Here is a 17,483-nt window from a genome sequence, read left to right as displayed (position 1 = left end):
CACCCACAGGTTACAGAAATGTAAAACTGCATCCATGGCCCTACGGCGCCCACTGGCAGGGTTGGGGCGATGTAAAGAAAAAAGGCCGCTAGCGCTTATTTCACCTGCGCCAGCTGCTATTTAAAGCGTAGCGTTGTGCTGCAGCTGTCGCAGGGCAGCCATCGCATCCTGGGCCTGGTCTACCGGCACAAAGATGTGGTCATGGCAGGCGCCAGCGACTACGTTGCAGCTGATGCCCGCATCTCCTAGCGCCCTGGCAAACGCCGCAGTCAGGCCGACAGCCTGCAGGTCGGAATGTACGGTCAGCGTGATCCAGGTGCAGCGGAACAGCACGGTCAGTTGCAACTCCAGCGCCCGCGCTTCCGGCAGCACGACGGACAGGCCTTCGGGCTCGCGTACCGTGGCGACCACATCGCCGAGGGTGATGGCGCTGCCCGGGTCCACGCTGCAGAACGCATAGGTCCCGGGGTTCAGCGTGGGTTCCATGCGGGCCAGCAGCGTGGGCAGGTCGCTGATCGCACTCACTTCAAGCTACCCGACAAAAACTGCTGCAGCCGCACGCTCTTCGGCTGGCTCAGCACCTCGCGCGGTACACCTTGCTCTTCGATGCAGCCCTTGTGCAGAAACACCAGGTGGTTGGCCACTTCGCGGGCAAAGCCCATCTCGTGGGTCACCACCACCATGGTCCGGCCTTCCTGGGCCAGGGTCTGCATTACCTTCAGCACCTCGGACACCAGCTCGGGGTCGAGCGCGCTGGTGGGCTCGTCGAACAGCATTACCTCGGGCTCGATGGCCAGGGCACGGGCAATTGCCACCCGCTGCTGCTGGCCGCCGCTCATGTGGGCTGGGTAGCTGTCTTCCTTGCCCTGCAGATCGACCAGCTTTAAATACTTGCGGGCGCGTTCGATCGCTTCGTCCTTGGACACACCCAGCACATGGATGGGGGCTTCGATGATGTTCTGCAGCACCGTCATATGGGCCCACAGGTTGAAGTGCTGGAACACCATGGCAAGCCGGGTGCGCATGCGCTGCAGCTGCTTGGCCTCGGCGGCCACCAGCTCGCCGTTCTTGTCGGCCACCAGTTTCAGTTCTTCACCGGCTACGACGATGCGCCCGGCGTTGGGCTTTTCCAGCAGGTTCATGCAGCGCAGAAAGGTACTCTTGCCCGAGCCCGAGCTGCCGATGATGCTGATCACGTCGCCGGCGCGGGCTTCTAGCGACACGCCTTTGAGCACCTCGTTGGAGCCAAACTTCTTGTGGATGTCGATGGCCTGGAGTTTCAGGGAGGGGGTCATGGGTTGCGTCCTTACTTTCTACGCGGGGCCAAATAAGCCAAGAAATGCCGCTCGGCCAGCCGGAACATGGCGATCAGCGCAAAGGTGCCGACCAGGTAGATGGCGGCGGCAAACAAATACGCCTCGAACGGCAGGTAAAAGTCCGAATAAATGCGGCTGGCCGCTGCCGTCACATCCAGCAGCCCCGGTACCGCACTTGCCAGGCTGGTGCTTTGCAGCATCATCACCACCTCGTTGCTATAGGCCGGCAGGGTGCGCCGCATGGCGCTCGGCAAAACCACCCGGGCCAGGATCTTGAAGCGGCCCATGCCAAACGACTGCGCCGCCTCGATCTCGCCCGCATTGGTCTCGCGGATCGCGCCGGCCAGCATCTCGGCGGTATAGCCGGCGGTGTTCAGTGCAAACGCCAGCAGGGCGCAGAAGAACGCGTCCTTGAAGTAGATCCACGGCCAGATCGTGTCCCAACGCGCCTGGATCCAGTCCAGCTGGGCCAGGCCGTAGTAAATCAGATACACCTGGATCAGCAGCGGCGTGCCGCGGATCACAAAGGTATAGGCCCCCACCACCCGGCGCAAGAAGGCGCTGTTGCTGGTCAGCGCCAGCGCAAACAGCAAGGCCAGCACCGCACCAATCGCCACCGAGGCGCACAGCAGCCACAAGGTGGTCAAGATGCCTTCGCCGAACATCGCCAGGCTCTCGGCCCGGAATATGACTTCCCAATTCATCGTGCAGCCCTCATAGCGTAATCCTCTTGGTACCGAGGCTATAGCGCTCATTGAGCTTGCGCAGCACCTGCAGCGACACCCAGGTGTAGACCAGGAACAACCCACCCGCAAACAGCAGGAAGGCAAACGGCGAGCGGGTGGCCGCGCTGGCCTGCTTGGCCAGATAGGTCATCTCCTGCAGGCCGATCAGGCTCACCAGGGCCGTGGCCTTGATCAGCACCAGCCAGTTATTGGTAAAGCCGGGCAGGGCGTAGCGCACCATCTGCGGCGCGGTGATGCGCAGAAACGCCTGCTTGGGCCCCATGCCAAAGGCTGCCGCCGCCTCGAACTGGCCGCGCGGGATCGCCATGATGGCGCCGCGGAAAGTCTCGGTCATGTAGGCACCGTAGATGAAGCCCAGGGTCAGGACCCCGGCAAAGAACGGGTTCAGGTCCAGCGTCGCCTCGCTGCCTGCCATCTCCAGCAGGGCATTCACGCCAATCGTGCCGCCGTAGAACACCAGCAGCATCAAGACCAGATCGGGGATGCCGCGGATCACTGTGGTGTACAGGGTGGCGGGGATCACCAGCACTGGCCGTCCCGAGAGCTTGGCGGCTGCGCCCAGCAGGCCCAGCAGCACCGAGACCACCAGCGCGGCCAGCGAGACTCCGACTGTCAGGCCTGCGCCGTGAAGAATGGATACGTAGTAATCGTTCAAAGGAGGTCCTTTGGAAAAACAAACAAGCGATGGCCGCTACGGATACACCGCCGGTCGCCAGGGAGCCGCAGGTTAGTGGCAAAGCAAAAAGAAATAAAACTAATTTTTTTAACGATGGTTTAGTATTTCTAAATAATGAAGATAGACAACGCCCATCTTTCGGCCTTTGCGACCGTGCTGCGCGAGGGCAGCTTCGAGGCGGCGGCCAAGCGCCTGCACGTCACACCCTCGGCCATCAGCCAGCGCGTCAAGCAGCTGGAAGCCCATCTTGGCCAGGTGCTGCTGCAGCGCTCCACACCCACCCAGGCGACCAGCGCCGGCATGGTGCTGGCCCGCCATGCCGAGCAGGTGGCGATGCTGGAGGCCGAGATGCTGAGCGAGGTCGGCGCACCCGAAATGCTGGGCGGCGCCACCCAGCGGGTGCCGATTGCGGTGAACGTGGATTCGCTGGAAACCTGGTTTCTGCAGGTATTCGAGCTGCTGCCACCGGGCCTGCCGGTGTGCCTGGACATCCGCGTCGAAGACCAGGACCATTCGGCCATCCTGCTGCGCGAGGGCACGGTAATGGGGGCGGTCAGCTCCAGCGCCGAGCCCATCCACGGCTGCACCGCCGAGCCCCTGGGGGTGATGCGCTACATGGCTGTGGCCTCGCCGGGCTTTGCGCAGACCTACTTTGCGACCGGCGACCGCGAAGAAGCACTGCACCGCGCGCCGATGCTGGGCTTTAACCGCAAGGACAGGCTGCACGACCTGTTCGTCGCCCAGCGGCCCAACACCGCCCAGCTGTCGCCCACCCACTACATCCCCTCGGTGCGCGGCTTTGTGCATGCGGTGAAGCGCGGCCTGGGCTGGGGCCTGGCGCCTGAAGCCCTGGTGGCCGAGGGCATTGCCGCCGGCGAGCTGCTGGACATCCTGCCCAGCCTGCACCTGGACGTGGCCTTGTACTGGCACCGCTGGCGCATGCGCTCGGCCTTCCTCGACCTGATCGGCGCGGCGCTGAAGCAGGCGGTGCAAACCGGGCTGCGGGTCTAGCCTGCGGGGCGGCTGGTACACTCGAAACACGTTAGCAGGTGTCTTCTAGCCCTCGGGTTTGGAGGATTAAACGGGAAGTCGGTGCGATGCCGACGCTGCCCCCGCAACGGTAAGCGAGCCAAAGCGCGGCCCTATCTGCCACTGTGCATTCACTGCATGGGAAGGTGGCCCCGCAGAAAAGTCCTTCTTTTCCCTCGTGAGCCCGGATACCGGCCTGCCAACCATAGCGTGACCTTGCGGTGGGCAGGTGTCAGCGGGCTCCATGGCGTGCCGGACATTGCTCCGTCTGCGCCTGCGCCTTCTGATCTCTTTGCCCCCGGGTCACACCGATCCATCTTGTCGCGCGGCGGGCGTGTGGGGCTGAACCATGTACTACCAAATTCATAGCTGCTCGCGCAGGCAGAATATGCGCTGGCGAGCGATTTGATGCCTAAATTGTGCGATGCACTGCTGGTGTCGGCCCCGGCGTCCGGCCAGGGCAAGACCACGGTCACGGCCGCTTTGGCCGCCTGGCACCGCAGCCAGGGCAGGCGCGTGCGCGTGTTCAAGACCGGCCCCGACTTTCTGGACCCCATGGTGTTGGAGCGCGCCAGCGGCCAACCCGTCTACCAGCTGGACCTGTGGATGGTGGGCGAGGCCGATTGCCGGGCGCTGCTGCATGCTGCAGCGGCCGAGGCCGATGTGATCCTGGTCGAGGGCGTGATGGGTTTGTTCGACGGTACGCCCAGCAGCGCCGACCTGGCCCAGGCTCTGGGCATTCCGGTGTTGGCAGTGATCGACGGTTCTTCGATGGCGCAGACCTTTGGCGCCGTGGCCCACGGCTTGTCTACTTATCGATCGGGCTTGCAGTTTGCTGGCGTGCTAGCCAACCGCGTCGGCAGCGACAGCCATGCGCAAATGCTGAAAGACAGCCTGCCCGCCGGCCTGCGCTGGTTCGGCGCGATGCCGCGCTCCGCCAGTTTCGCCTTGCCCGAACGCCACCTGGGCCTGGTGCAGGCGTCTGAAGTGGCGCAGCTGGACGAGCGCATCTCGCAGGCCGCCCAGGCCATCGGTCCCAGTGTGGAAGGCATGGCCAGCCCGGTGCGTTTTGAGCCGGTGGTGGCCGAAGCCTTGCCACCGCTGCTGGCCGGCGTGCGCATCGCGGTGGCGCGCGACGCGGCCTTTTCCTTCTTGTACGCAGCCAATCTGGACTGCCTGCGCGCGCTGGGCGCCGAGCTGGTGTTCTTCTCGCCGCTGGCCGACGCCGCGCTGCCCGATGCGCACAGCCTGTACCTGCCCGGCGGCTACCCCGAGCTGCACCTGCACACACTGCACGCCAACACTGGGATGCGCGAAGCCATCCGTAGCCACCACGCGCAGGGCCGGCCCATCGTCGCCGAGTGCGGCGGCATGCTGGCGTTGCTGGACAGCCTGGCCGGCCACGATGGCGTGCCAGTGGCTATGTGGGGCTTGTTGCCCGGCACCGGTGTCTTGCAAAAGCGCTTCGTGAATCTGGGCATGCACGCGGTGCAGCTGCCCGAAGGCCGGCTGCGCGGCCACAGCTTCCACCACGCGCGCATGGACAGCCCGCTGCCCGCCGTGGCCTTCACCGCGCCGCAACGCGAACGCAGCCACGCCGAGCCGGTGTACCGCAGCCAGCGTCTGCATGCCTCGTTCATGCACATGTACTTTCCGTCCAATCCCGGCGCCGTGGCCCAGCTGTTTGCGCCCGGCTGACTCTTCACAAGGACACACCCATGGAAATCGAATCCCCCCCGCTGCTGCGCGACACCCCCAAGCCCCAGGGCGAGCGGCGCGGCCTGGTCATCGTCCACACCGGCACCGGCAAGGGCAAGAGCACGGCCGCTTTCGGCCTGGCCCTGCGCGCGCATGGCCGGGGCAAGACGGTCAAGGTCTACCAGTTCATGAAGGTACCGACTGCGCGCTTTGGCGAGCACCGTTTGTTCGAACAGCTGGGCATTCCCATCACCGGGTTGGGCGATGGCTTCAGCTGGAAGAGCCGCGACCTCGACCATTCCGCCGAGCTGGCCCAGGCCGGCTGGGCCCAGGCCGAAGCCACGGTGCGCGCTGGCGAACACTTCATGGTGGTGCTGGACGAAATCATGTACCCGCTGCGCTACGGCTGGATCGCGCTGGAGCCGGTGCTGGCCTGCCTGCGCGAACGCCCGCCCCATGTACACGTGGTGTTGACCGGCCGCGGTGCGCCCGCTGAATTGGTCGAGCTGGCCGACACGGTGACCGAGATGACGCTGATCAAGCACCATTTCAAGGCCGGCGTGCCCGCGCAACGCGGCATCGAAGACTGAGCGTTGGCCACAGCCATGACCACCCCGAATAACCCCGCCCAACCGCTGCTGGAAGTGCAGGCCGTGTCGCTGCAGCGCCAGGACAAGGCGGTGCTGAGCCAGGTCTCGGTGTCCGTGCCGTTTGGCGCACACATCGCGCTGGTAGGGCCGAACGGATCGGGCAAGACCAGCCTGTTGCAGGTGATGGCTGGCCGACTGCAACCCAGCCAAGGCCGGGTGCTGGTGGGCGGGCAAGACCTGGAGCACCTGCCCGGCCCGCAGCGCGCGCGCCAGCTGGCGGTGGTGCACCAGCACGAGCAGGTGCATGGCCAGCTGCGGGTACGCGACTATGTGGCCCTGGGCCGCACGCCACATACCGAGGCCAGCCGCGACGAGAACGCGCAGGTGGTCAGCGACGCACTGCAGCGCTGCCGGCTGGACGCGTTGCAAGACCGCCTCATGCGCAGCCTGTCGGGCGGCGAGCAGCAGCGGGCCGCCATCGCCCGCGCCATCGCGCAGCAGCCGCGCATCCTGCTGCTGGACGAGCCCACCAACCATCTCGATCTGCGCACCCGCGCCGATATGCTGGACCTGCTGACCGGGCTGGGCGTGACCGTGGTGGCCGCCCTGCACGAGCTGAGCCTGGTACAGCGCTTTGCCCACCGCGTGTTGCTGCTAGGGCAGGGCCGGGTGGTGGCCGAAGACCTGCCGTCCAAGGTGCTGACCAAGGAGCTGGTGCTGGGCAATTTCGGCATGGATGTGTTCTACCTGCCGCTGCCGCACCGCGAGCACGAGATTGCGGTGTTCGAATCACCACAGGCCGCGCACAAACCGCTGCATGCCACGCGCCCCCATGCCCGGCCGCGGGCGCATTGATTTTTAACCGCTGAAGCAAAGAAAAGAACCATGGCATTTACCGTGCGTCGTTGGAAGTTTCGTCCCCCTGTGCATCTGCTGCTGGGCGCTGTATCGCTGTGGGCTGCCGGTGTGCAGGCCCAGACCTTCCCGGTGACGGTGGATAGCTGTGGTGAAAAACTCACCTTCGCCGCACCGCCCAAGGCCGCGCTGATCCACGACATCAACATGACTGACATGGCGCTGTCGTTAGGCCTGCAAAAGAGCATGGTGGGTGTCAGCGGCATCAGCGGCTGGTACAAGATGAGCCCCGAGTTCAAGCAGGCGCTGGGCAGTGTCCGCGAGATCGCACCCAAGCAGCCAACGCTGGAGAACGTGCTGGCCGCCAACCCCGACTTCTTTTTTGCCGGCTGGAACTACGGTATGAAGGTGGGCGGCGATGTCACGCCGACCACGCTGCAGAAATACAAGATTCCGACCCTGGTGTTGTCCGAGAGCTGCATCCACGTGGACAAGGCACGCCCGCGCGCGTCCATGGATTTGCTGTACGGCGACTACCTCAAGCTGGGCAGCATCTTCGGCAAAGAAGTCGAGGCCAAGGCCCAGATAGCGAACTGGAAACAGCGCCTGGCGCGTTTGCCCAAGGCCGCGGGCAAGCAGCCTCTGCGCATGTTCCTATTCGACTCGGGCGAAGACAAGCCCTTCACCGCGGGCAAGTACGCCATTCCCACCGCGATGATGGAAGCCGCTGGTGGTCGTAATGTGATGGACGATGTCCAGACCAGCTGGGGCACGGTGTCATGGGAGGCGGTGGCCGCGCGCAACCCCGAGTTCCTGGTACTGCTGGACTACCAGAACGATGGTGGTGCCGACAAGCTGCTGCAGTTTCTGCAAAAGCATCCGCTGATGCAGCACACCGATGCGGTAAAGCACAAGCGCTTTGTGGCCCTGCGTTATGAAGAGCTGACGCCCGGCCCGGCCAATATCGGCGCCATCGAAAAGATCGCCAAGGCAGCCACGCGTTGAGCACCTCGACCACCATGCCGTCCACGCTCCGCTGGTTGACCGGCGGGCCTGCGTTCGTGCGCGTGGCTTTGCTGTTGCTGGCCTTGGTGGGCGTCGGCATGGTGTCGGTGGTTTCCGGTTCGACCGCGGTGAGTTTGTCGCAAGTGGGCCATGGCCTGGGCTTGTTGCTCAGCGGCGCAGACGATGCGCGCTACAGCATGGTGGACCGCATCGTGGTCGATCTGCGCATGCCGCGCATGCTGCTGGCGATTCTGGTGGGTGGTGGCCTGGCGTTGGTGGGCGCCTTGCTGCAGACCGCCACGCGCAATGACTTGTCCGACCCGTATCTGTTTGGCCTGTCCTCCGGCTCGGCCGCTGGCGCTGTGGCGGTGATCACCTTGACCGGCGAGGTACTGGGCATCTGGACATTGCCGCTGGCGGCGTTTGTCGGTGGCATGGCCTCGGTGGCGGTGGTCTTGCTGCTGCTGCGCCGCTATCGCAGCCACACGCCGGAGCGCATGATCCTGGCCGGCCTGTCGGTATCCTTTTTGTTCACCGCACTGACCTATTACTTCACATTCCTGGGTGACCAGCGGGCCGCGCAGTCGGTGCTGTTCTGGACCATGGGCGGCCTGGGCTCGGCGCGCTGGGACAATCTGTTTGTGCCGCTGATCGGCCTGCTGGTGCTGGCGATTTTTTGCTGGCGCAAGCTGGCCGCGCTGGATGCGATGTTGGCCGGCGAGAACACCGCGCACAGCCTGGGCATAGACCCGCAACGCCTGCGCATCCAGGTATTCGTGGTCTGCGCATTTGCCACCGCCTGCTTTGTGGCGGTGTCGGGCGTGATCGGCTTTGTCGGCCTGATGGTGCCGCACCTGGCGCGGGCGCTGGCTGGCGCCTTGCACCGTGGCATGCTGGGTCTGGCGGTGCTGATGGGCGCGCTGCTGCTATTGCTCAGCGATGTGGTCTGCCGCACCGTGCTGGCGCCGCAGGAGCTGCCGGTGGGCATCATCACCGCCAGCCTGGGCGCGCTGTTTGTGATGTACACCTTGATGCACCAGCCTGATGCGGCGTGACGGCACTCCCTATTTTTGAATTCTGTTTTGAAAGACTGACCATGCAAACCCGCAAGATCCCCGCCACCATCGTCACCGGTTTTCTGGGCAGTGGCAAAACCACGCTGCTGCGCAACTTGCTGACCAACGCCCAGGGCCGCCGCATTGCCGTCATCGTCAATGAGTTTGGCGAACTCGGCATCGATGGCGAACTGCTGCGCGGCTGCGGCATTGGCTGCGATGAAAACGGTGTGGAGAACGGCCAGCTGTTCGAGCTGGCCAACGGCTGCCTGTGCTGCACGGTACAGGAAGAATTTGCCCCGGTGATGGAGCAGCTGGCTGCACGCCGCGACCAGATCGACTATCTGGTCATCGAGACCTCGGGCCTGGCCCTGCCCAAGCCCCTGGTGCAGGCCTTCCAGTGGCCCGCGCTGCGCAACGCCTTCACTGTGGACGCGGTGATCACCGTGGTGGACGCACCGGCCGTGGCCGCTGGCGACTTTGCCGATGACCCGGTGGCTGTGGACGCCCAGCGCCGCGCCGACGACAACCTGGACCACGATTCGCCGCTGCACGAATTGTTCGAAGACCAGCTGGCCACGGCCGACCTGGTGATCGTGCACAAGGTGGACGGCATGGATGCTGCCGCGCTCGAAGCCGTGGAAGCCACCATCCGCGCAGAAGCGCCTGCCGGTGTGAAGCTGGTGCGCGCATCGCACGGCAATGTGCCCATGGACGTGTTGCTGGGCCTGGAGCGCGCGGTGGAAGACGTGATCGACGCCCGCAAAACCCACCACGATGCGGAAGAAGACCATGACCACGATGCCTTCGACTCGGTGTCGATCGCGCTGGATGTGACTGATCGCGCCAAGCTGCTCACCGCGCTGGCCGCCCTGGTGCAGCGCCACGAGATCTACCGCGTCAAAGGCTTTGTGGCCGTGCCGGGTGCGGCCATGCGCCTGGTGGTGCAGGGCGTGGGCCAGCGCTTTGACAGCTATTTCGACCGTGCCTGGCGCGCGGACGAGCCGCGCGTAACCCGCCTGGTGTGCATTGGCGACCACCTGGAAGCTGCCGTGCTGCAAGCAGAACTGCAGGCCGCGCTGGTTTAACCATTCACCTTAAAGGCTCCCCATGCATTTGCTTTCCACCCGCCCCGGCGGCCACGTTGAAGACGACGGCCTGGGCGTGGTGCGCGTGGAGCAAACGCCGGGCGACATCGTGGTGCTTACCGTGGCGGACACCACGCTGTCCTTGCTGGCCGAGGTGGCCAGCGGCCTGCCGGACGGCTTCCCCAGCGTGCGCCTGGCCAACCTGATGTGGCTGCGCCAGCCCGCGTCCATCGACCTGTACATGGACGATGTGCTGCGCCACGCCAAGGCCATCGTCATCGAACACCTGGGCAGCCCCAGCGACTGGGCCTACATCGTGGACCAGGTCTGCGCATCGGCCCAGGCGCGTGGCCAGTGGCTGGTGATGGTGTCGGGCGAATCTGTGGAAGACGCGCAGCTCTTGCTGCGCAGCACCGCTAGCCAGAACGATTGCAGCCACCTGTGGCGCTGCCTGCGCGAAGGCGGACGCGACAACGCCAAGAATTTTTTCCAACTGATTGCCCACGCCGCATTCGGGCAGGGCGAGCGCCCCGCGGCCGCAGCTGTGCTGCCCGCCGCCCTGCGCTACGAATCCGCGTTGCCCGTGGCTGCGTGGCACGATGGCGCACCCGTGGCCCTGCTGGTGTTTTACAAAGCGCATTTGCAGGCGGGCAATACGGCGGTGTTCGATGCCATGCTGGCTGCGCTGGCCGACGAAGGCCTCAACACCCTGGCCGTGGCGCTGGATTCGCTCAAGAACCCCGGCAGTATGGCGCTGCTGCAATCGCTGGCCCAAGAGCACAAGGTGGACGTGGTGCTCAACGCCACCAGCTTTGCCGTGGGTGCCATCGACGGGCAGGATGACACGGCCCAGCCTGTGCTGCTGGCAGGCGACGCGCCGGTGTTGCAGCTCATCACCGCGGGCTGCTCGCAAGCGCAGTGGCAAGACGACCCGCACGGCCTCACCCCGCGCGACCTGGCCATGCAAATCGTGCTGCCCGAGGTGGACGGCCGCATCGGCACCCGGCCCATCAGCTTCAAGGGCCTGGCCTGGCGCTGCGAGCGCGCCGAGATCGACGTGGTGCGCTACCAGCCTGAGCTGGAACGTATAGCCTTTGTGGCCGCTAGCGCAAGTAAATGGTGTGCATTGCGCTATAAAAAAAATAGCAATAAGCGCATCGCCCTGGTGTTGGCCAATTACCCGAACGACGACTCCCGCTTGGCCAACGGCGTAGGGCTGGACACGCCCGCGTCCACCGTGGTCATCCTGCAAGCCCTGCAGGCCGCCGGTTATGCCACGGGAGATGTGCCGCAAGACAGCGACGCGCTGATGGCCGACCTGGTGCGCGGCATCACCAACAAGCTGGACGCCAACGACCACCGCCCCGCAGGCCAAAGCCTGGCGATGGCAGATTACCTGCAAGACTTTGCGGCTCTGCCACCCGAGAGCCAGGCCGCCGTCAACACGTTATGGGGCCAGCCAGAGCAGGACCCGCTGGTACGCGCCGGCCGCTTCATGGTGTCGGGCCAGCGCTACGGCAATGTATTTGTGGGCAACCAGCCGGCCCGCGGGCGCGACTTGGACCTGGTCGCCACCTACCACGATGCCGACCTGGTGCCCACCCACAACTACCTGGCCTTTTACTTCTGGCTGCGCCGCGCCTACGCGGTGGATGCGGTGGTGCACGTGGGCAAGCACGGCAACCTGGAATGGCTGCCCGGCAAAAGCGTGGCCCTGGGTGCTGCCTGCTGGCCCGATGCCATCCTAGGCCCGCTGCCGCATCTGTACCCGTTTATCGTCAACGATCCGGGCGAGGGCGCGCAGGCCAAGCGCCGCACCCAGGCCGTCATCATCGACCACCTGATGCCCGCTATGACCCGGGCTGAAACCTATGGGCCCTTGCAGCAGCTCGAAGGCCGCATGGACGAGTACTACGAGGCGCTGTCACTCGACCCGCGCCGCGCCAAGCTGCTACGCGCCAGCATTCTGGAGCAGGTGCTGGCAGACGGCCTGCACGAGGAACTCGGCTTCACCAAGCCTGCCGACGATGCACAGCGCGACGCTCTGTTGCGCCGCCTCGATGCCTACCTGTGCGAGATCAAGGAATCGCAGATCCGCGATGGCCTGCACATATTCGGCCAGTCCCCCACCGGCCGCCAGAGGGTGGATACGCTGGTGGCCCTGGCCCGCTACCCCGGCGGCGCGGGTGCCGCGCAAGGCAGTCTGACGGTCGCCTTGGCGCAGGACTTGGGCCTGCAAGACTTTGATGCGCTCAGCCCTGATTGGGCTGCACCCTGGACTGGCGAACGCCCAGAGGCTTTGAAATCTCTGAGCGTCGACCCCTGGCGCCACGCGGGCCACACCCGCGAACGGCTGGAGCTGCTGGCCGTGCAGTTGGTGCAAGACGGCGCACCACTTGCGCCAGAGACTTGGCCCCAAACTGCCCAGGTGCTGGAGCGCCTGCACACCACACTCGCCCCACGTCTGGATGCCTGCGGTGCTAACGAAATCGGCCAGCTGCTGCGCGGGCTCGACGGGCGCTTTATTCCCCCCGGCCCCAGCGGCGCACCGTCGCGCGGCAGGCCGGATGTGCTGCCCACCGGGCGCAACTTCTATTCGGTGGACACCCGTGCCATCCCCACCCAAACCGCCTACGCCATGGGTGCTAAGGGCGCAGACCAGGTGGTGGAGCGCCACCTGCAAGACCACGGCGCATACCCCACGGCCATGGGCTTGTCGGTATGGGGCACCAGCACCATGCGCACCGGGGGTGAAGATGTGGCCCAGGCTTTCTCGCTGCTGGGTGTGCGGCCCAAGTGGGCAGCGGGCAGCAACCGCGTGGTGGACATCGAAGTGATGCCCATGACCGTGCTGGGCCGCCCTCGCGTGGACGTGACGCTGCGTGTCTCTGGCTTCTTCCGAGATGCGTTCCCCAATGTGATCGACCTGTTTGACACTGCCGTGCGCGCTGTGGCCGCCATCAGCGCGGACGACGAGCCAGACGACGTGAACCCCATTCGCGCACGCGTGCAGGCCGAGATGGCAGCCCAAACGGATGAGCGCGCAGCCACCTGGCGCGTGTTCGGCCCCCGGCCCGGCGGCTACGGCGCGGGCTTGCAGGCCAGCATCGCCAGCGGCAAATGGACTGAGCGGTCAGAGTTGGCCGAGTCCTATTTGCGCGCCGGTGCCTTCGCCTATGGCCAAGACGCACACGGCACCGCTGCGCCCGAGGCGTTTGCCCAGCGCATCGCCGGGCTGGACGCGGTGCTGCACAACCAGGACAACCGCGAGCACGACATTCTGGATTCCGGCGACTACTACCAGTTCATGGGCGGCATGGCCGCTGCGGTGGAGCACCTGAGCGGCACACCTGCTGCGCTGTACCACGGCGACTTCAGCGTACCCGGCGCGCCACGCATCCGCACGCTGGGGGAAGAAGTGGCCCGGGTGGTGCGTTCGCGCGCGGTCAATCCCAAGTGGCTCGACGGCGTCAAGCGCCACGGCTACAAGGGCGCGTTCGAGATCGCTGCCACCGTCGATTTTCTGTTTGCCTTTGACGCCACCACTGGCGTGGTCGGCGACCACCAGTACGCGCTGGTGGCCGACGCCTATCTGCACGACGACGCCACCCGCGACTTCCTGCAGCAGCACAACCCGGGTGCCCTGCGCAGCATCGGCGAGCGCCTGCTGGAAGCTATGGACCGTGGCCTCTGGGCCGAGCCGGGCGAGCAGCGCGCACGCATTGAAGACCACCTGCTGGCCTTGGAGCAGCAGTTGGAAGCATCTGAAGAAGTATTGGAAAAAGGAGCTATGCGATGAGCACTGTTCAATCTGCCGCACGCGTGGCATTCCCGTTCACCGCCTTGGTCGGCCAGCCGTTGCTGCAGCGCGCGCTGCTGCTGGTGGCTATCGACCCGCGCATCGGCGGTGTGCTGGTCAGCGGCCCGCGCGGCACCGCCAAATCCACGGCTGCGCGCGCGCTGGCTGCCCTGCTGCCGGACGCGCCGTTTGTCACCCTGCCGCTAGCCGCCAGCCTGGAGCAGTTAGTGGGCACGCTGAATGTGGAAGACGTTTTGCGTGATGGCCAGCTGCGCCTGGCTCCGGGCCTGGTGGCGCGCGCCCACAACGGCGTGCTGTATGTGGACGAGGTCAATCTGCTGCCCGATGCGCTGGTGGACGCGCTGCTGGACGTCGCCGCCAGCGGCATCAACACCGTCGAGCGCGACGGCATCTCGCAGCAACATGCCGCGCGTTTTGCGCTGGTCGGCACGATGAACCCCGAAGAGGGCGAACTGCGGCCCCAACTGCTCGACCGTTTTGGCCTGTCGGTCTTGCTGGGCAACCCCACCGACCCGCAACAGCGGCAGGAGATTCTGCGCACCCGCCTGTCTTTCGACGAAGACCCGCAGGCGCTGACCGCAGCGCATGCTGCGCAGTTGAGTCAGCTGTCGGACACCGTGGCCTCGGCCCAGGCCGTGCTGCCAAGCCTGGCGTGGTCAGACGCCGTGTTGCAGCATGCCGCCGCGCTGGCCCTGGCCGCTGGTGTCGATGGCATGCGTGCCGACCTGGTGATGCTGCGCGCCGCGCGGGCATTGGCCGCCCTCGAAGGCCGCGACGCGGTGAGTACGCAGGACGTGGACGCAGTGGCCGAATTGGCGCTGGCGCACCGGCGCACGGTGGAGCCCTCCGCCAACCGTACGGCACCTTCTGCGAACGACAACAGCGGCCCGCGTTCAGACAAGCCATCCGCCCCCGCTGCGACGCCCACCCCCGAGGGCGATTGGGGCGCGCTGCCGCCGCAGCCCACGCCCACCACCCGGGTACTGTCCACAGGAGCCTGGCCCGCAAAAAAAGCCTGAGCCACCACACCCGCCGGCCGCCCAAATCGGCCGGCAGTGTGCGGTGGCGCAAACCCTCCACAAGCGCATCGCCGCCTCTGAAGCCGGCGGTGCAAGCGCTGGGCGATGGCGCGGCGATTGCCTGGCTGCGTACCCTGCTGGTCAAAGGCCCGCAGGCGCTGCAGCGCGACCATCTGCGTTACCAACCCCACGTGGCTGCCGTGCCGCGGCTGCATCTGATCCTGCTGGACACCTCGGGCTCGATGCGCCAGGGCGGCCAGGGTGGTCGTTTGGCGCTGGCCAAGGGCCATGCAGCCCACCTGATCGAGCAGGCGGCGCGCGCCGGCGACCATGTGGGCCTGCTGTGTTTCGGCGGTAGCGGTGTGGAATTGGTGGTGCCACCGGGCCCGGCGCGGGCCGCCGGCGCGGCACGGGTACGCCAATGCGGCGGCGGTGGTGGCACGCCGCTGCGGCAGGCTCTGAACATGGCGAACACCTTGCTGGTGCAGGCTAAGCGGCGCAGCGGTGGACCGGCCTGGCTGTGGCTGCTGACCGATGGCCGCACCCTGGAACAGCCCGCCGCACCGCGGGGCACGGAGCACGCGGTGGTCATGGATTTCGACGACCGCTCGCCAGCGATTGGCCGCTGTGCCGCCTGGGCCGAGCACTGGGGCGCAGAGTACCGCCTGGCCAGTGCGTCCATTTAATTATTCAAACACTCCGATACGCATGACCGAATTTGTTTCTGAACCCACCGTGACCGAGCTCATCATCTGCACCACCTGCAGACCCGCCGGTGTGTCGCGCGACGTGCCCGCGGCCGGCGAGGCGCTGCTGGAAGCCGTGCAGGTCGCCACCTGGGACCTGGATGCTACCCAGCAAGCCCGCATCCGCGTGCGCGGCCTGGCCTGCATGAGCGGCTGTGCGCGTGCCTGCACCGTGGCATTGCAGGCTGCGGGCAAGTACACCTACTATTTTGGCGATCTGGTCGCCGATGAGCTCACCGCCGCTGAGGTGCTGGCCTGCGCGCAGTTGCACGCCGACAGCGCCGACGGTAACCTGCTGCGCAAGGAGCGACCCGAGCGCCTGCGCAGCGGCATCCTGGCGCGCCTGCCTCCGCTGGGGTTGGCGGCTAGTTAGCAATAGTTTTTTCGCAGCGCATCCGTAGCCCCACGGGTGCATTTATCTGGTTTTTCAAAAGGAGCATCGCATGCAGCCATCCAACCCGTCCACTACCACCGAACTGCCCCGCACCTCCAGCGCGACGCGCAGCCTGTTGTTGCAACTCGCCGCCGGCGCCGCCCTAGGGCTTGTCGTGCTGTACGGCGTGGCTTTTGCCGAAAGCCCGCTGATGCACAACGCCGCACACGACGTGCGCCACATCACCGTCAAGCCCTGCCATTGAGGGGGCGCCATGATTTTTCAAAAATTGGTATGGGCGGCGCTGGCCACCGCCGTGGTGGTGGGCAGTGTGCAAACCGGTGTTCAGCACCTGCAAGCTGCGCCGCTGATTTTGGCTGCCGAGGTGTACGAGTCGCAAAAAGCCGAAGCGCCTGAAGCCGTGGCTCCCAGCGCCCACGTGCATGCTGAAGCGGCGGCCCATGACCATGATGCTACTAACGACTGGGAACCCGAAAACGGCCTGGAGCGTACCGGCTGGACCTGGGTCGCCAACACATTGCACGCTTTCAGCATGGCGCTGCTGGTGTTTGCGGTGATGGGTGTCTGCCTGTGGCGCGGTGTATCCCTGCGCGCGCTGCCCCTGGCACTGTGGACGGCGGCTGCCGGTTGGCTGGTGTTCCACTTCTGGCCGTCTCTGGGCTTGCATGCCGAGATCCCGGGCATGGACGCCGCCCGCCTGGGTTCGCGTCAGGGCTGGTGGCTGTTGGCGGCAGTGAGCGCAACGCTGGCCTGCGCGTCTATCGCCGGGCTGCGTAGCCACCTGCGCTGGCTGGCCGCCGCTGCTTGGCTGGCACTGCCCTACGTGGTGGGTGCACCGCACATCAGCACCGACCCCTTAGCAGGCTTTGGCCCCGAGGCCCAAACCGCCTTGCGTCAACTCGGCACCCAGTTCATCTGGGCTACAACCTGGATCTCGCTGTCGTTCTGGGCCAGCATAGGTTTGGTGGGTGGTCTGGCGTTCCAGCGCTGGGTGCAGCCGGGGTTGTTGGCTGTTGTGAAAGGTGCGGGCGTGGCGGATGCGGGAGTGGTGAACGCTGCTCGTTAGGCCGTGTGCTTGACGTACCCAATTGGGGTTGGAACATACCCATATTGGGTATTTAAGCAAATTGGCCTCTAGCGCTTGGCGGACTCAAATCTGAAGTGCAACACCTTATTCAACTAAGGTGCAGAAATGACAAAAGTCCTCCATTACCAGCAACTCCAGTCAGACGAACGCATCGCGCTGGGGCAGTACCGAGAGCAAGGCTTTGGTATCCGCGCCATTGCCCGCTTGCTGCACCGTTCGCCCTCTACCGTCAGCCGCGAGATTGAGCGCAATGCGCCAGTGGCCGTCTACAGCGGCACCTTTGCCCAGAAGCGTTGTACCCGTAGACGCAGGCTGTCGCGTCCAGCACCTAAACTTGTCCGCACTGGGGCCCTGTTTGC

The 17,483-nt window shown here is 65.6% G+C and carries 18 protein-coding genes and 1 riboswitch; of the genes, 14 read left to right on the top strand and 4 right to left on the bottom strand.

What is annotated here, in order from left to right:
* Positions 1 to 120: 120 nt before the first annotated feature.
* From BLT66_RS16880 to BLT66_RS16865, 4 genes are read right to left on the bottom strand one after another with little or no spacing between them, the layout of a single operon-like run.
* Positions 121 to 525 (bottom strand): ACT domain-containing protein, encoded by a 405-nt coding sequence (locus tag BLT66_RS16880; protein ID WP_092759242.1) that lies wholly within the window; start codon positions 523 to 525, stop codon positions 121 to 123.
* On the bottom strand, positions 522 to 1,295 hold the full coding sequence (locus tag BLT66_RS16875; RefSeq protein ID WP_092759240.1) for an ABC transporter ATP-binding protein: 774 nt from the start codon (positions 1,293 to 1,295) through the stop codon (positions 522 to 524). Before BLT66_RS16875 ends, BLT66_RS16880 begins: the two co-directional genes overlap by 4 nt.
* Before the next feature lie 11 nt (positions 1,296 to 1,306).
* Complete coding sequence (locus BLT66_RS16870) at positions 1,307 to 2,020, bottom strand: ABC transporter permease (protein WP_092759238.1); 714 nt, start codon at positions 2,018 to 2,020, stop codon at positions 1,307 to 1,309.
* Between the two features lie 10 nt (positions 2,021 to 2,030).
* Positions 2,031 to 2,717 carry an ABC transporter permease gene (locus BLT66_RS16865; protein ID WP_092759236.1) on the bottom strand — a complete coding sequence of 229 codons (687 nt, stop codon included), beginning with the start codon at positions 2,715 to 2,717 and terminating at the stop codon, positions 2,031 to 2,033.
* 135 nt (positions 2,718 to 2,852) lie between these two features.
* Between BLT66_RS16865 and BLT66_RS16860 the strand changes: the two genes are divergently transcribed.
* The 14 genes from BLT66_RS16860 to BLT66_RS26505 all read left to right on the top strand — a co-directional run.
* Positions 2,853 to 3,749: a LysR family transcriptional regulator ArgP gene (locus tag BLT66_RS16860; RefSeq protein WP_092759233.1), complete on the top strand. Its 897-nt coding sequence runs from the start codon at positions 2,853 to 2,855 to the stop codon at positions 3,747 to 3,749.
* 19 nt (positions 3,750 to 3,768) lie between these two features.
* Positions 3,769 to 3,982: riboswitch (cobalamin riboswitch) on the top strand.
* A gap of 193 nt (positions 3,983 to 4,175) precedes the next feature.
* On the top strand, positions 4,176 to 5,465 hold the full coding sequence (locus BLT66_RS16855; RefSeq protein WP_218922620.1) for a cobyrinate a,c-diamide synthase: 1,290 nt from the start codon (positions 4,176 to 4,178) through the stop codon (positions 5,463 to 5,465).
* Between the two features lie 20 nt (positions 5,466 to 5,485).
* Positions 5,486 to 6,055: a cob(I)yrinic acid a,c-diamide adenosyltransferase gene (gene cobO, locus BLT66_RS16850; protein WP_092759229.1), complete on the top strand. Its 570-nt coding sequence runs from the start codon at positions 5,486 to 5,488 to the stop codon at positions 6,053 to 6,055.
* Between the two features lie 15 nt (positions 6,056 to 6,070).
* The gene (locus BLT66_RS16845) at positions 6,071 to 6,910 is read left to right on the top strand and encodes an ABC transporter ATP-binding protein (RefSeq protein WP_092759227.1); all 840 of its coding nucleotides are present in this window, start codon (positions 6,071 to 6,073) and stop codon (positions 6,908 to 6,910) included.
* 30 nt (positions 6,911 to 6,940) lie between these two features.
* Positions 6,941 to 7,915 (top strand): ABC transporter substrate-binding protein, encoded by a 975-nt coding sequence (locus BLT66_RS16840; protein ID WP_092759225.1) that lies wholly within the window; start codon positions 6,941 to 6,943, stop codon positions 7,913 to 7,915.
* A 14-nt stretch (positions 7,916 to 7,929) separates the two neighbouring features.
* Positions 7,930 to 8,970 carry a FecCD family ABC transporter permease gene (locus tag BLT66_RS16835; protein ID WP_092759889.1) on the top strand — a complete coding sequence of 347 codons (1,041 nt, stop codon included), beginning with the start codon at positions 7,930 to 7,932 and terminating at the stop codon, positions 8,968 to 8,970.
* A gap of 41 nt (positions 8,971 to 9,011) precedes the next feature.
* On the top strand, positions 9,012 to 10,058 hold the full coding sequence (gene cobW, locus BLT66_RS16830; protein WP_092759223.1) for a cobalamin biosynthesis protein CobW: 1,047 nt from the start codon (positions 9,012 to 9,014) through the stop codon (positions 10,056 to 10,058).
* A gap of 22 nt (positions 10,059 to 10,080) precedes the next feature.
* A complete protein-coding gene (gene cobN, locus BLT66_RS16825; RefSeq protein WP_092759221.1) occupies positions 10,081 to 13,857 on the top strand; it encodes a cobaltochelatase subunit CobN in 3,777 nt (1,258 codons plus the stop codon).
* Positions 13,854 to 14,897, top strand: a complete 1,044-nt coding sequence (locus tag BLT66_RS16820; protein WP_092759219.1) for an ATP-binding protein — start codon at positions 13,854 to 13,856, stop codon at positions 14,895 to 14,897. The genes cobN and BLT66_RS16820 overlap by 4 nt, the downstream gene beginning before the upstream one ends.
* A gap of 89 nt (positions 14,898 to 14,986) precedes the next feature.
* On the top strand, positions 14,987 to 15,583 hold the full coding sequence (locus tag BLT66_RS16815; protein WP_255406968.1) for a vWA domain-containing protein: 597 nt from the start codon (positions 14,987 to 14,989) through the stop codon (positions 15,581 to 15,583).
* Between the two features lie 22 nt (positions 15,584 to 15,605).
* Complete coding sequence (locus BLT66_RS16810; RefSeq protein WP_092759217.1) at positions 15,606 to 16,016, top strand: DUF1636 family protein; 411 nt, start codon at positions 15,606 to 15,608, stop codon at positions 16,014 to 16,016.
* Between the two features lie 70 nt (positions 16,017 to 16,086).
* A complete protein-coding gene (locus BLT66_RS16805) occupies positions 16,087 to 16,281 on the top strand; it encodes a CbtB domain-containing protein (protein WP_092759215.1) in 195 nt (64 codons plus the stop codon).
* A 9-nt stretch (positions 16,282 to 16,290) separates the two neighbouring features.
* Entirely contained in the window at positions 16,291 to 17,103 is an 813-nt protein-coding gene (locus BLT66_RS16800; protein WP_092759213.1) for a CbtA family protein, read from the top strand.
* Positions 17,104 to 17,229: 126 nt separating this feature from the next.
* On the top strand, positions 17,230 to 17,483 hold a 254-nt coding region (locus tag BLT66_RS26505; protein WP_143029239.1), incomplete at its 3' end, for a helix-turn-helix domain-containing protein.

It is taken from the genome of Rhodoferax sp. OV413 (assembly GCF_900104385.1).
Taxonomy (GTDB): domain Bacteria; phylum Pseudomonadota; class Gammaproteobacteria; order Burkholderiales; family Burkholderiaceae_C; genus Rhodoferax_B.
This window is presented reverse-complemented; position numbering and strand designations above follow the sequence as displayed.